Raw genomic sequence first — 13,652 nt, 5'->3', positions numbered from 1 at the left:
AACCAGATAGTATGATTGTTTATTCAAAGTATACATCTATTTCATTTTCCTCCGCTATATCTCTAATCTGCTGCAATTCATAGTCATGAAAACATTTTAAACGAATCAGCATTTTCCCATCTTCCAACATGGCTTCTTTTAGTTTACAGTAAGACTCTAATGCTTTTTTTAATTTATCATACGCCCCTCTTTCAATCCTTTCTGCTTTTAGTGTAATATGATATAACTCAGTGGCTTCTGAGCCGTTATAACAGGTACTACTTGCAAAGCTTCTCAAAGCCGCACTATACAATAAAGCAGTACGTTCTTTTTTATCGTACAAGCTTCCGACATACTCACAGGCAATATAGTCATAAATATCTGTAATTCCTTCCAGCCGCCACTCTTCCCCTGATTCCAAAATCCTTTCATAAGATTCTATATTATATCGAAGTACTTTTGCACATACCCCAATATTAAATTTTCCATTCAATAATTTCTGCAAAAAACTATCCGGATTTTCTCTCAAAATTTTCTGAGCAGTTGAAATTTTAATCTGGGCAATACCAACTGACAGATCTCTTTTAATTGTAATAGATTTTAAAAATGTACACATAATATATTCAAGCGTTCTGTAATATATTTTTTCTCTGTAAATTAGTTCCAGTTTTAAAATAGTGCTCAAAAGTGCTACGCTGATATCATTTTCTCTTGCGGCATCATCTATTATATATTTATATTTATTTAAAATAGGATTCTCTATCTGCAGCTGATTCCGTAGTATATAAGCTTCTTCCTTAAATGTATCTATATTCTGTACCACTACTACACAGGAAAACTTTGCCAAAAACGATTCGATTGGTATCGGAAGAGCTATTGCAAAAATTGTAGTAAGTATCGATATTGCCTGATTATCCAAAAGCATTATCTGCATTTCTCCATTCAGCATAGGGAGCAAAAGTTTTACAGTTAGATATGCTGTAAATATTGAGGCTGTAATAAATACCACATACCCTGTCAGTAGGATCCATTCAGATTTAGTTTTGACAAATCGCAGTAATCTGTATTGTATGACTGCAGGCCATACATTTAAAAAAGCTGCGATAAAAATTCCTATATAGATGACCTCTGCCCTAAAACTAAATCCCACATAGAGTAATGCTGTCATAATAATAATGTAAATTATTCTAACTGCTGTACTCTCTGCAGTTTTCTTAGGATCCTCCTCACTTTTAAACTGAAGGAACGCACTGTATTTATTAGGTAAAAGCACACGATGAGCTGTCGCCAGAAAAGAGAAAAGAAGAGTTGTGATAATAATCGATATAATGTCTTTTTCAGATATCCAAAACATATTATTTCCCCCTCCGCCAATAATATTTTTAATCAACTCCCTTGAAATATACTTATTATATCACAGAACTATGATATACTGTTGCTGTTGAAATTATTTCTGAAAGGTGTCATTGCTATGGATAAAGAATATTTGATACACCAAAGACCGCTGAAGGCACTTCTTGTCTTCGCATTTCCTATGATTATCGGAAATCTGTTCCAGCAGTTTTATACCATGGCCGATTCGGTGGTTGTGGGCCAGTTTGTTGGTGAAAATGCATTGGCAGCCGTCGGTGCTTCCTATTCGCTCACCAATGTATTCATCTCCATCGCCATAGGCGGAGGTATCGGTTCCTCCGTTGTTACAAGCCGTTTCTTCGGTTCCCGGGATTATACGAAGATGAAGCTCTCCATATATACTTCGCTGCTCACATTTCTTGGACTGAGCATCCTGCTGGGCGCTTTCGGGTTCTGGCAAAGCAAATCAATCATGCTGCTTTTAAACACACCCGCCAATATTATGGATCAGGCCACAGAATATCTGAATATTTATTTTCTGGGACTGCCCTTTTTATTTATGTACAATGTGCTCTCTTCCATGTTCAATGCACTTGGCCGATCCCGCATCCCGCTCTACCTGCTGATCTTCTCCTCCGTTTTTAACATCGGGCTGGATGTCTACATGGTATATTCCCTGGGACTCGGCGTTGCCGGCGTCGCCTGGGCCACACTCATAGCACAGGGAATCTCGGCAGTAACTGCCTTTTTCCTGTTTCTGAGAGAGCTGAAAGCATATCCCACTGAACGCACGGCCCTGTACAGCAGGGAAGAGCTGAAGTCCATGGCCAAGATCGCACTGCCCTCTATTCTGCAGCAGTCCACAGTCTCCATCGGCATGATGCTCGTTCAGTCTGTGGTTAACAGTTTCGGCTCCGAAATTCTTGCAGGCTACTCTGCCGCCATGCGCGTGGAAGGCATTTGCGTCGTTCCCATGGCGGCCATGGGTAATGCGATGTCCCCCTATACCGCCCAGAACATTGGTGCCCAGCGGTTTGACCGGGTGCAGAAAGGCTATCACACAGCATATGGGATCATCGCTGTATTTGCAGTGCTGCTCTGCCTTCCACTGGAACTCTTCAACCGTCCGATCATCACCATGTTTCTGGGAGAAGGCGGTTCCGCGCTCGCCATGGACACCGGAATACGCTGCCTGCAATTCATGGGCTGGTTCTATTTCCTGATCGGCCTGAAAATGATTACGGATGGGGTACTTCGCGGTGCCGGAGACATGAAGATGTTTACCGTTGCAAACCTGGTAAATCTGGGAATCCGCGTATGTTTTGCCATCACCATGGCGCCCCATTTCGGCATCTCCATGGTCTGGCTGGCAGTGCCCATTGGCTGGACAGCAAATTATTTGATCTCTTTTATGGAATACCGGACCGGGAAATGGAAAAAGATTCATCAGAGAGAACCAGAAGCCCAGACATAAAAACATAGCACACCGGGAGACTTCCGCTCCTCCCGATGTGCTTTTTACATTTTCAGTAATTGATAAATTCTCCGGTCCGACACGGGACAGGAAAGCCTCTTCTCCACCTGTCCGGGAAACGTATGGATCCAGATAACCGGGTATTCCTCCCGACCGTCGTGCCCCAGCATTTCCACACTCAGCCCGTCGGTCTTTATAGAATCTCTAAACACGGATCACATATCCTTCTTTCCTCGGTTTCGCCTTTCCTTCTTCCGCCGCATAACCCAGGATACAATGTCCCACGCCGATATAGCGGTCCGAATCCAGTCCCCAGCCGCTCAGGATCTCTCTGCCCTCTTCCCCTGCAAACACCTCTCTGGCCCGGTGAATCCAGCAGGACCCAATACCAAGGGAAGCCGAAGCATTCAGCAGATTCCCCATAACAAGGCTTCCGTCCTCCACACAAGTCCCCCTGGACTTATCTGCCAGCACAACAATCACCGTAGGCGCCCCATAAAAAGGATCACTGTCCGTCCCCATAACAGCCGCATTCAAAGCAGAAAGCCGCCGTATCATGTCCGCATCCTGCACAACAACCATCACCGGAGACTGCATCCCCATCCCCGTAGGCGCATACATTCCCGCCCGCAGAATCTCCTCCAGAATCTCCTCCGGAACCTGTTCCGCTTTATACTTACGAATACTCCGTCGTTCTTCCAGACACTTCAATGTCTCATTCATTCAAATCACTCCTTCGTTCAAACATTAACATCACAAACCGTTACACCTTCATTGTACCACTTAAATACGAGCCCTAAAACCCCATTTATCCCCGTTTTTCCTACACCATTCCAGATCCACAAACTTTCCGCATATCCCGCTCATCATTTCAGGCAGGCGTCCCCCTATCCATAAAACGCCCGAATAGCCCTCCCCAAAAATTCCGCTGCTCCATCCCCATAAGCCGTATCATAGTACTTTATCATGTCTTCATTTGTCTCATACAGTTCCGCCATTTCCAGCATCAGTCCGCTCACATCCTCCATCTGATACAGTTGTTTCCAGACGAAATCCATCTCCCCCACAATCTGTTTTACTTCAAATGCATTCACATCTTTCCCTTTCGATTCCGCAAGTTTCTTATAGAGCGCCTCACTTCTTTTCTGGTAAGAGTTAAACACATCCCCGGGTGCAGTATTTTTTACAGAATCCAAAGCTCTGTCTTTGCTGCCATACCACTCGATCATCTTCTGATAATTCTGCTGCGCCTGCCCCGATCCCGCTTTCTCCAGAAAAGATTCCTTAAATTTCACCAGATCACCGTACTGTTCTTTCAGCACATCCCTCTGTGTTTCTCCCATATTTTCCAGCATAAGTGTATACATTTTCTCGATATCTGTTTTACTGAATACTTCAAAACTCATTGCATTCTCTCCTTTCAAAATATCCTTGATTGTACCGATCAGCCTGTTCAGTCTGTCTCTTTTCAGTTCCAGCATCCGCATCTGGCTGGCAAGTACTTTATCCTTATCAAATTCGGGACTCTCCAGAATGGATTTGATCTCCTTTAAAGGCATGTCAAATTCCCTGAAAAACAGAATCTGCTGCAATGTTTCCAGTGCTTTATCGTCATAAAGCCGGTATCCCGCATCACTGCATGTTGTCGGCTTTAACAGTCCGATCTCGTCATAGTAATGAAGCGTGCGCACGCTGATACCTGTCAGTTCTGATACATCTTTTACTGTTCTCATGTTTTATTCACTCCTTTGATAAGGCTACGATACACCCTGACGCTCCGTCAGGGTCAAGACTCTTTATAAAACTTTTTTAAAGGCTGCCCCAGAACGCAAAAAAAGAATAGACATTTTATTTCTATTCTAATATTCTAATATGGCAAAGGCAGTCTCGTACCCGAAACAGGTACGAGATTTTTTCTTTGTCTTTCATTCATTTAACTCAGACTTCCGCCGTCCTTTTTCTTACATATTTTTATTTATTTACCATCCGTCTGATCTTCTGTAATTTTAACATTCGGATAGACTCTTTCCATCCTGTCATCCGGGAAATGTTCATCCAGGAACCTCCCCACCCCGGTCTGTTCCGGTTTCCCAGTATTTCGCTCCGTATATCTTCCAAGCGCCATGCCGGAGATCAGCATATTGACGATCATAAACACAATCATCACATTGCATATCATCTTTCCCGCGCGCATCGGTATCTTCTCAATCCATCCTGAAATTTTCGGATAAATCCCTTTCATCCAGATGACCGCTGCAATTCCCCAGAAAAAACAGTACAGCAGATTGATCCTCCCGCCCAGATTGAATGCAAAATCACTGTAATCCCAGAACACGGTTCCAAATACCAGTTCCGTAAACACGCTGCAGATATACTCGTAAGCCCCTCCCAAAACGGTTCCAAACAAAAAGATAAAACGATCACTCTTATCCCGGTATTTATATAGAATCAGCGTCAGAACCGCACAGGCCAGCCCCCAGACAATACTGAACGGCCCGTACACCACACTGCTTCGGCTCATCAGCTCCCCACTGGTGATCAGGCAGAAGATCGTTTCCACGATATCCCCCAGAAATGCCCCGATAAAGAACAGTGAGACCAGTTTATAAAAACTGCATCCCTCCGCAAACACTTCCGGCTTCACCTTTTCGGCCGCCACTCCAGCCGCAGACTCAATATCCGGGAATGCCTTCAGCATACGGCTCTGAATCCGCCGTGTAAGTGCATTTTCCAGGAATTTTGAGGTCTTATGTAACTCTTCCGTGATCTGGCTGATCCGCTTATTCTTCTTCAATCCCAAAATTGCAATTGCTGAGCCGACTGTGTCCACTGCCAGCAAAATAACCACTGCCCATACAACGATCATCCCCGCCAGCTCCGGCAGCAGAGATACAACCCGAAGCAGCAGCGGATTGATAAAACGTATGGTCAAAACCGCGCAGATTCCCCACAGTACAGAGCTCTCCAGACAGACATAACCTTCAATGTGGAAACGCCGTTCTCCGTAATCCCACCACTTCTTATGAAAAATCTTTTCCATCAGCCGCCCTGTCATATATTCAATAAAGGAGGCCAGTATCAGCCCGCCCAGGAAAAGAAAGAATATATGATTTCTCAATTCCGGCAGGAAAATGGCAAATGCCGCGGCTCCTGCTCCGTATATGGGACAAAGCGGTCCGTTCACAAATCCCCGGTTAATAAACTTATGCTTTTTAACTGCTGCAACCGCCACCTCGCCGCACCATCCCACAAAGGAATAAATCACGTACAGCCAGAGCAGTTCGTATCCTGTGTACTCCATAATTACTACCACCTTTTTCATTCAATATCATCAGCCTATGGGACACATTGTAACATAAAATCACCCTAAAAACAGGAGAGGAAATTTAAAAGATTGCGGGAGGGGGGACGCCAAGGAGGATGTAAGGCACAAGTCTTCCTGCCTGTATGGTCGGTTTAAAATCCTGTCCGCTTGACGAAGAAGTTCTAATAGAGCCAGAGGCGCCCAGAAGGGCACATCCGACATTCAACGAGAAAGCCTGATGCTTTCTCGTCTCAGGCCGGAATGAAAATTGATTTTGAAAATCAATTTTCATCCCTTCTGGGCGCCTCTGGCTCTATAAGAACTTCTAATCGTCCGCTATAAGGCGTTTTAAACCGACCATACAGGCAGGAAGACTTGTGCCTTACATCCCCCTTGGCTGGTTCATCCGACCGGAACGTATAATTCTTTTTAGGGTGTTCCCTAAAACGGGGCAACGGATGGATACTGGCTTTCCGGTAATAACCTGACCCGGTTGCTAAATCTGTCAGTTATTGGAACAGTCAGTATTTTGCGCTTTACTATCTGGCTAATATCAAAATAATCCCATTTTCAACTCCACACCCTCTCATATATACGCCCCCGTAAAACAAAGTAAATCACAGTGAGTACAAATCCGCTGCCCCCGTCACGGGAGCCTCCCTGGGAATGTACAGTATCTGCCGCCCTGATGCGCCCAGCTAATGAGAAGCCAGGTGCCGGACTTGACTTCTCATTAGCGCCCCCATCCCCGCCCAAGCCTACCTCTCATTCACAGACTCCCCCCTTATTTGCTGTGTCTGCAGTAGGTTTCTACCGTGAGAGTGCTGAACAATACTATATTTACAAACGCCGCCGCGACCATAACATAAGGCACCCAGAATGCATACTCTCCGACAGACAAGAACCGGGTATCCAGCAATGCGTATAAGAAGCTGTTTCCCATCCCGGTTCCTCCCGACGGCAGCACCGCGCTGATCCAGTCACCCAGGCTGCTGCTCCAGAAGCTGCTGAGAAAGAAGGGCAGAAGACAGAAGATTAGCGCTGTTATGGCAGATGCAGCTACACTTTTTAGTCTGCTGGATAAAAACAGGGTGAAAAAGATTGTCGCGAGTAATGTCAGATATCCCATCCCTATAATAAGCATTTGAAGCTGTCCCACTGTCAGTTTTATAAAGGTAATTGCAGAAAATACAAACTGAACATCCGTCTGTCTGGCTTCCCAGCCAAATGCCGTATTGATTACCACTGTAAAAATCGTCATGCATACTGCGTATATGACTGTCAGTATCGTGAAGCAGGCCAGCAGCTTTATGGCTGCAAGCCGCCGTTTTCCATGCTTTGTACAGCGCAGGATCTGGTCGGACTCCGTCTGGTATTCTATGGAAAATATGGGGGCCGTGATCACGATACCCACCACAGCCATCAGAAGTACCATAATCCCAAAATATTCAATAGAATTGGAATCTGTCCCTGGATAATAGGAAAAGGGCTTATCCACTGTCTCATACATTGCTTCCGCCTTCTCCCTGGCCTGAGGATGATCCGGCTGTTCCAGATTCATCAGGTCAGTCAAATGCTGGCTGCATTGCTCATAAAACCGCCCGGCATCCTCTGCCGTCAAACTCATTACATCTGCTGCAAATCCTGTCTTATCGTCTGCATACACCTCTGCCAGCTTACTGACAATGAATGACACCGGAGCTATTTTCTCATTGTATTCATTCACCGGCATATTGTCATCGTAAACACCGTTCTCATACTGTCCGGCGCATTCCTGATATTGTATCAGTGCCTGTACGGCCATTTCCGGAGTTATAATTCCTGTATAATCCGCCTGGGCCTCTTTTTGCTTGTATATCGCCTCCGTCCCCTTTAACTCAAACTTATTCCCTGCATCGTCATAATAAGTATATTTCACAAAACTAATCGGAGCATACGCCAAGAGGGCAGTCAGCACAAGGGCTCCCAGTATCACGATCTGCACGGACCTGGTTTTCAGGATTCTTTTCAGCTCTATCAGAAAAAGTCTCATATCAGTGCTCCTCCTTTCCTGATTCTTCCTGTGGAAAAAGCCACAGATACAGATCCTCAAGTCTCGGCTGTGCCTGCAAAGATTCCGGGAACACCGGCTTATCCGACAGATAGCGGACGGACACAGATTCACTGTTATCGTTGCGAAGATTTACAATTCTGGCCTTCTGCTCTGCTCGATGCACATCATAGGCCGGCATCTGCACATTCCAGACTTTGCCGTCCATGATTCCCACCAGCTCCTCCGTTGTGCCCGATGCCAGTATGCGCCCGTCTTTCATCACCGCATTCTGGCAGGCAATATATTCTATGTCCGGTACGATGTGTGTAGAGATCAGTACAATTCTGTTCTGTGCAAATTCGGAGAGCAGATTGCGGAAGCGCACCCTCTCTCCGGGATCCAGGCCGCTTGTAGGTTCATCCAGTATCAGGACTTCCGGCTCGTTTAAAAGTGCCTGGGCGATTCCCACCCGGCGTTTCATTCCTCCGGATAATTTGATAATCTTTTTATTTTTCACCCCTTCCAGAGTGAGTGTTTCCAGCAATTCTCCTGTTTTTCTTTTCGTCTCCTGCCTGGTCAGCCCTTTTAACACAGCTACATATTCCAGATAGTCTTTTACAGTAAACTCGGGGTAAAATCCAAACTCCTGGGGCAGATATCCGAAAATGTCCCGGTAAGTCTCTCCAAGCGCAGTAATGTTGATCCCATCATACTTCACACAGCCCGAGTCCGGCTTCATGATCCCTGCTATCATTCTCATCAGCGTTGTTTTTCCTGCTCCGTTTGCCCCAAGCAGGCCCCATATTCCGGGGGTGACCGTCAGGCTGACGTCATCCACAGCCGTCTTGTCTTTGTATTTTTTGGTAAGATGCTCTATTTTAAGTTCCATAATTGCTCCTCTCAATTCGTTTTCTCAGCGTGGGGGTCATATATTTTAACAGAAAACCGTTCCGTCCTCAAAGCTGTCTTTTTTCCAGAGCCTTCTGATTTGATATGCACAGGCCGCCAGGCAGAACACACATGCCGTCCAGCCGGCTGCTGCCGGCAGATCCGCCGGGCTCCTGGTTCCAAGCCGGTCCATGATAAACACAGATGCGAGAATGCAGGCAACTGCTGCGTTGCAGCTCTTTACATAAGACTGAACCCTGATATGTCCAAGCAGTCCGGTACAAATACCGGTCACGGCCAGAAATGGCAGCAGACTTGAAAAAACAATCTCACTGAGGCGGTATATACTTCCTGCTGCCGTGAGCCGCATCATTCCTGCCATCAATACAACCGCACCTGCTTCTGTAATCAGCAGCCTCGCCGCCATCAGCCGGCCCAGGGAGAACCGGGATGCACTCTCTATCTCTGCCATGCGGTATCTAATACTCCTTCCCATCATCGGAACTGCCATCCATGCCAGCATCACGGCCATCGCAAACAGCAGAAACGGCATATGCCTGGATGCCACATCCATATTCCAGAAGATGGTATGGAGCGCACAATACATTACAGCCATAACCGCCAGCTGTAAGCACCATATTTTCCAGCCGATAAACCTGATCTGGCGCAGAACCAGTTCACCAAAACCGATTCTCCTAGTTCTGGACCGGCTGTTCTGTCTGCTTTCATAAAAAGTTTTCACCAGTCCCGCCGTTTTTTCCATATGTTTTTCACAAACTTCCGGGCAGTTTTCCCGAAACTCTTTTTTTAGTTCAGTTATAAATGCATCATTTTTCATCTCCATCACCTCGTTTATCCTGCATATTCTGCAATGCACGCTCTTCATTCTGCTCCGCGGCGGCCGTCTTTTTCAGTTTTTTCAGGGCATAGCGCAGCTTTGACTGTACCGTCCTGACCGGCAGCCCGGTAATCTCCGCGATTTCCCTCAGCTTCATCTCCTGTCCATAACGCAGAAAGACCAGCTCTGACATTTCTTCCGGAAGCTGCCTGACAAGCCTCAAAAAATCGGTTTCGTCTTCTGCTGCCCGGAAAGAGGTATCCACCAAGGGGACTGCCTCCAGTATCTCCAACTCCACAGGCACTTCATATTTTTTGCGGCTCATGTCAATGCATGTATTTGCGGCAATCCGATACAGAAATGCACGGAATTTTCCACGATGGGCATACCTGTCCATATATCTGACCGCCTTCAGAAATGTCTCCTGCACCGCGTCTTCCGCATTGGCTCGATTAGATGTATGCCAGCAGCAGTACCGGAATATTTCAGGGTAGTACAACCCGATCAGCTCGTCCAGACTCTCCATATTTCCCTGTTCTATTTGTTTAAAAATTTCATTTTCGCGCGTCAATTTATCCTCCTCAGGGCGTCCCCTGATTATAATAACGTGTGGGGGGACTGGAATGATTTAATTTTTTATTAAATCAAATGATTATCTCAAAAAATCCCCAGTTTACGGGCATTTCCGCAAGACAGCAGCTTGAATTTACTACCCATTTACTACTTACGGATTGAGCCTTGATATGCTTTGAAGCTCTTGCGGATAGACCAAACAGGCAGCGCACACCAGTATTGACCTACCATAGATTGAAAAATTTCATACAGCACCGTACAAGCGGCGTTTCCCACTCCCTACACAGGGAGAACAGGAACGCCGCTTTTTTCATGCCCTTGTTACGCAGTAGGGGCAGAAAAAGCCTTGCTACAAGCGGTTTTGCGGGCGCGTATCTGGCGCGGCAAGGGATTTATACCTTATCCCCCGAAACCGCGCTTCTACTGCGTAACAAATCCACAGCAAAAGGAGTGATTTACTATGGCAGTTTTCCGGGTGGAACGAAACAAGGGCTACACCGTAATGAGCAACCACCACCTACGCAACAAGGAGCTTTCCTTAAAGGCAAAGGGGCTGTTGTCGCAAATGCTGTCACTCCCCGAAGATTGGGACTACACCTTGAAAGGCTTATCCCTTATCAACCGGGAGAAGATAGACGCTATCCGCGAAGCCATACGGGAGCTTGAACGCGCCGGGTATATCGTCCGTTCAAGGGAGCGCGACGAGAAAGGACGCTTGCGGGGCGCGGACTATGTGATATTCGAGCAGCCGCAGCCGCCTACGCCGGATTTACCTACATTGGAAAATCCAACATTGGATAATCCAACACAGGAAAAACCAACATTGGAAAAACCTACGTTGGAAAATCCAACGCAATTAAATAAAGATATACAAAGAACTGACTTACCAAAAAAAGAAAAATCAAATACGGATTTATCAAGTACCCATTCCATTCCTATCCTTTCCCCTAACCCCTCACCTTGCGGGGAAGCGGCTACGCCGCCGGAACGGAAAGGAACGGAAGCGGCAGCACAGAGCGCAGTAGAGATATACCGGGAAATCATCAAGGACAATATCGACTACGACATTCTCAAACAGGACATGAGATTTGACGGTGACAGGCTTGACGAGATTGTAGACCTCATGCTTGAAACAGTATGCACCGCAAGGAAGCGGGTGCGGATTGCGGGGGACGACTACCCGGCAGAGCTTGTGAAGTCAAAGTTTATGAAGCTGGACGGCGAGCATATCCGCTTTGTGCTTGACTGTATGCGGGAGAACACAACCAAAATCCGCAACATCAAGCAATATCTGAAAGCAGCCCTTTTCAATGCCCCGTCCACTATCGGCAACTACTACACTTCCCTTGTCGCCCATGACATGGCAAGCGGCGCACTGGCACCGAAGAAGCCGCAGTACGGCGACCCGGACTATTATTCATTCAAACCGGGCGAAAGCCTGTAAACAACAAAAGGAGGATTTTTTATGGCACAGAGAACAGGAGCATTGGTATTTGACGAGCGCACCGACCGTTACGACATCCGCTTTGACCTCAACACTTACTACGGGGGCTTGCATTGCGGCGAGTGCTTTGACGTGTTCGTGCGGGGCAAGTGGAAGCCTACCCGGATTGAGTACGGCGACAACTGGTATCTTGTGGGTATCAGAGCCGAGGACTTGAACGGGCTGCGGGTGCGTATCTGACCGCCGCCCCATAAAGAAACGCGAAAGGAGGACGCGAGAAATTGCAGGACGAAGTAAACGAAAAGACCATAGCCCTTTACATCAAGACCGGGAAGCTGACCGCGCAGACGCTCCAAAAGGCAATGAAAGCCATTCTCTCAAAGGGCAAGAAAGAGCTTTCCAAACCGCCACAGGGCAAGCAGAGCTTAAAGCAGCTTATGAAGCAGAACGCGGGCGTTTCCAACATTGAGATTACAAAAGACAATATCAAGGCTTTTGAGAGTACCGCAAAAAAATATGGTATCGACTTTGCGCTGAAAAAGGACACGACGGAAACCCCGCCCCGTTACCTTGTTTTCTTCAAGGGGCGGGACGCGGACGCGCTGACCGCAGCCTTTAAGGAATTTTCCGCAAAGAAGCTGACACAGGATAGGAAGCCCTCAATCCGAAAGCTGCTCTCAACCCTTAAAGAAGCCGCACAGGGCAGAAACGCGGAACGGGCAAAAGTCAAGAACAAGGACAGGGAGGTATCGCTATGAAGCCGGAAATCAAGAAGCTGCTTATCCTCAATCTCCCGTATCTGCTCTTTGTGTGGCTCTTTGATAAAGTGGGTGCGGCTGTCCGGCTCTCCCCCGGCGCGGACGCGAGCGCAAAGCTGCTACATCTTGGGGACGGTTTTAGTGCCGCCTTTTCCAGTATCGCGCCGAGCTTCCACCCGGCAGATTTACTTATCGGCATTGCCGGGGCGGTCATTGTCCGGCTGATTATCTACGTCAAGGGCAAGAACGCGAAGAAGTACAGGAAAGGCATGGAGTACGGCAGCGCACGTTGGGGGACAGCCGAGGACATAAAGCCATACACAGACCCAGTATTTGAGAACAATATCCCCCTCACGCAGACGGAACGGCTTACCATGAACAGCCGCCCGAAGCAGCCGAAATATGCCCGCAACAAGAACATTCTTGTAATCGGCGGTTCCGGCAGCGGCAAGACAAGGTTTTTCGTCAAACCGTCGCTTATGCAAATGCACAGCAGCTATGTTGTCACAGACCCGAAAGGCACCGTCTTAATCGAGTGCGGGAAGCTCTTACAGCGGGGCGGCTACCAGATTAAAGTGCTGAATACGATTAACTTCAAGAAATCCATGAAATACAATCCCTTTGCCTATCTGCGGAGCGAAAAGGACATTTTGAAGTTGGTCAATACCATTATCGCCAACACAAAAGGCGACGGGGAGAAATCCGGCGAGGATTTTTGGGTGAGTGCGACTCGTTCGCAGACGGTAAAAAGTCTGCGCACGAGCAACGGTTTTCCGTTGTTCGGAGAACTGGTAGTTTGATAGGTGGAATGACGGGGTAACGCCCTGAAACGCCTACCCTTGATGGGCGTGCATTAGCTGTAATGGCTGGTGTACGAAGCCCCATGACAAAGGCTGAGAGTAACCGTAACCACTGCCTAAAGTGGTCGAAAGCGGTCTGGAGGCAGACTGTGTTACCTATAAGCCGAGAGTCTATAAGATACCTATGGTTAGAATGTTCGCTTTGGCGG

The 13,652-nt window shown here is 47.1% G+C and carries 12 protein-coding genes and 1 pseudogene; 5 read left to right on the top strand and 8 right to left on the bottom strand.

The window, feature by feature from the left end; translation table 11 throughout:
- Positions 1-19 precede the first annotated feature (19 nt).
- Positions 20-1,333 (bottom strand): hypothetical protein, encoded by a 1,314-nt coding sequence (locus HMPREF0240_RS11620; RefSeq protein ID WP_009003602.1) that lies wholly within the window; start codon positions 1,331-1,333, stop codon positions 20-22.
- Between the two features lie 117 nt (positions 1,334-1,450).
- Here HMPREF0240_RS11620 and HMPREF0240_RS11615 point away from each other — a divergent pair, with 117 nt between their 5' ends.
- Positions 1,451-2,806, top strand: coding sequence for an MATE family efflux transporter (locus HMPREF0240_RS11615; protein WP_050794535.1), 1,356 nt, complete (start codon positions 1,451-1,453; stop codon positions 2,804-2,806).
- 204 nt (positions 2,807-3,010) lie between these two features.
- Here HMPREF0240_RS11615 and HMPREF0240_RS11610 read toward each other — a convergent pair whose 3' ends face one another.
- The 7 genes from HMPREF0240_RS11610 to HMPREF0240_RS11580 form a co-directional block, all read right to left on the bottom strand.
- Positions 3,011-3,529 (bottom strand): nitroreductase family protein, encoded by a 519-nt coding sequence (locus HMPREF0240_RS11610; protein ID WP_009003599.1) that lies wholly within the window; start codon positions 3,527-3,529, stop codon positions 3,011-3,013.
- 164 nt (positions 3,530-3,693) lie between these two features.
- Complete coding sequence (locus tag HMPREF0240_RS11605; RefSeq protein WP_009003598.1) at positions 3,694-4,539, bottom strand: MerR family transcriptional regulator; 846 nt, start codon at positions 4,537-4,539, stop codon at positions 3,694-3,696.
- A gap of 242 nt (positions 4,540-4,781) precedes the next feature.
- A complete protein-coding gene (locus HMPREF0240_RS11600) occupies positions 4,782-6,107 on the bottom strand; it encodes a putative ABC transporter permease (protein ID WP_009003597.1) in 1,326 nt (441 codons plus the stop codon).
- Positions 6,108-6,894: 787 nt separating this feature from the next.
- Positions 6,895-8,142, bottom strand: a complete 1,248-nt coding sequence (locus HMPREF0240_RS11595) for an ABC transporter permease subunit (RefSeq protein ID WP_009003596.1) — start codon at positions 8,140-8,142, stop codon at positions 6,895-6,897.
- Position 8,143: 1 nt separating this feature from the next.
- On the bottom strand, positions 8,144-9,031 hold the full coding sequence (locus HMPREF0240_RS11590; RefSeq protein ID WP_009003595.1) for an ABC transporter ATP-binding protein: 888 nt from the start codon (positions 9,029-9,031) through the stop codon (positions 8,144-8,146).
- A gap of 45 nt (positions 9,032-9,076) precedes the next feature.
- Entirely contained in the window at positions 9,077-9,874 is a 798-nt protein-coding gene (locus HMPREF0240_RS11585; RefSeq protein WP_035313150.1) for a hypothetical protein, read from the bottom strand.
- On the bottom strand, positions 9,858-10,439 hold the full coding sequence (locus HMPREF0240_RS11580) for an RNA polymerase sigma factor (RefSeq protein ID WP_198137790.1): 582 nt from the start codon (positions 10,437-10,439) through the stop codon (positions 9,858-9,860). The genes HMPREF0240_RS11585 and HMPREF0240_RS11580 overlap by 17 nt, the downstream gene beginning before the upstream one ends.
- Positions 10,440-10,901: 462 nt before the next feature.
- Here HMPREF0240_RS11580 and HMPREF0240_RS11575 point away from each other — a divergent pair, with 462 nt between their 5' ends.
- The 4 genes and pseudogenes from HMPREF0240_RS11575 to HMPREF0240_RS11560 form a co-directional block, all read left to right on the top strand.
- Complete coding sequence (locus tag HMPREF0240_RS11575) at positions 10,902-11,885, top strand: DUF6017 domain-containing protein (protein ID WP_002590557.1); 984 nt, start codon at positions 10,902-10,904, stop codon at positions 11,883-11,885.
- 21 nt (positions 11,886-11,906) lie between these two features.
- The gene (locus tag HMPREF0240_RS11570) at positions 11,907-12,125 is read left to right on the top strand and encodes a DUF5348 domain-containing protein (protein WP_002590558.1); all 219 of its coding nucleotides are present in this window, start codon (positions 11,907-11,909) and stop codon (positions 12,123-12,125) included.
- 41 nt (positions 12,126-12,166) lie between these two features.
- The gene (locus HMPREF0240_RS11565) at positions 12,167-12,643 is read left to right on the top strand and encodes a PcfB family protein (protein WP_002590559.1); all 477 of its coding nucleotides are present in this window, start codon (positions 12,167-12,169) and stop codon (positions 12,641-12,643) included.
- Positions 12,640-13,365: pseudogene (locus HMPREF0240_RS11560) on the top strand (type IV secretory system conjugative DNA transfer family protein); the annotation flags it as partial. The gene HMPREF0240_RS11565 and the pseudogene HMPREF0240_RS11560, both read left to right, overlap by 4 nt.
- Between the last annotated feature and the right edge of the window lie 287 nt (positions 13,366-13,652).

This window comes from Clostridium sp. D5, assembly GCF_000190355.1.
Lineage (GTDB): Bacteria > Bacillota > Clostridia > Lachnospirales > Lachnospiraceae > Faecalicatena > Faecalicatena fissicatena_A.
This window is presented reverse-complemented; position numbering and strand designations above follow the sequence as displayed.

Coding starts and splice junctions, on each gene's coding strand:
- HMPREF0240_RS11575 (WP_002590557.1), top strand. CDS start 10,902: ATGGCAGTTTTCCGGGTGGAACGAAACAAGGGCTACACCGTAATGAGC.
- HMPREF0240_RS11590 (WP_009003595.1), bottom strand. CDS start 9,031: ATGGAACTTAAAATAGAGCATCTTACCAAAAAATACAAAGACAAGACG.
- HMPREF0240_RS11595 (WP_009003596.1), bottom strand. CDS start 8,142: ATGAGACTTTTTCTGATAGAGCTGAAAAGAATCCTGAAAACCAGGTCC.
- HMPREF0240_RS11620 (WP_009003602.1), bottom strand. CDS start 1,333: ATGTTTTGGATATCTGAAAAAGACATTATATCGATTATTATCACAACT.
- HMPREF0240_RS11615 (WP_050794535.1), top strand. CDS start 1,451: ATGGATAAAGAATATTTGATACACCAAAGACCGCTGAAGGCACTTCTT.
- HMPREF0240_RS11570 (WP_002590558.1), top strand. CDS start 11,907: ATGGCACAGAGAACAGGAGCATTGGTATTTGACGAGCGCACCGACCGT.
- HMPREF0240_RS11600 (WP_009003597.1), bottom strand. CDS start 6,107: ATGGAGTACACAGGATACGAACTGCTCTGGCTGTACGTGATTTATTCC.
- HMPREF0240_RS11610 (WP_009003599.1), bottom strand. CDS start 3,529: ATGAATGAGACATTGAAGTGTCTGGAAGAACGACGGAGTATTCGTAAG.
- HMPREF0240_RS11605 (WP_009003598.1), bottom strand. CDS start 4,539: ATGAGAACAGTAAAAGATGTATCAGAACTGACAGGTATCAGCGTGCGC.
- HMPREF0240_RS11585 (WP_035313150.1), bottom strand. CDS start 9,874: ATGGAGATGAAAAATGATGCATTTATAACTGAACTAAAAAAAGAGTTT.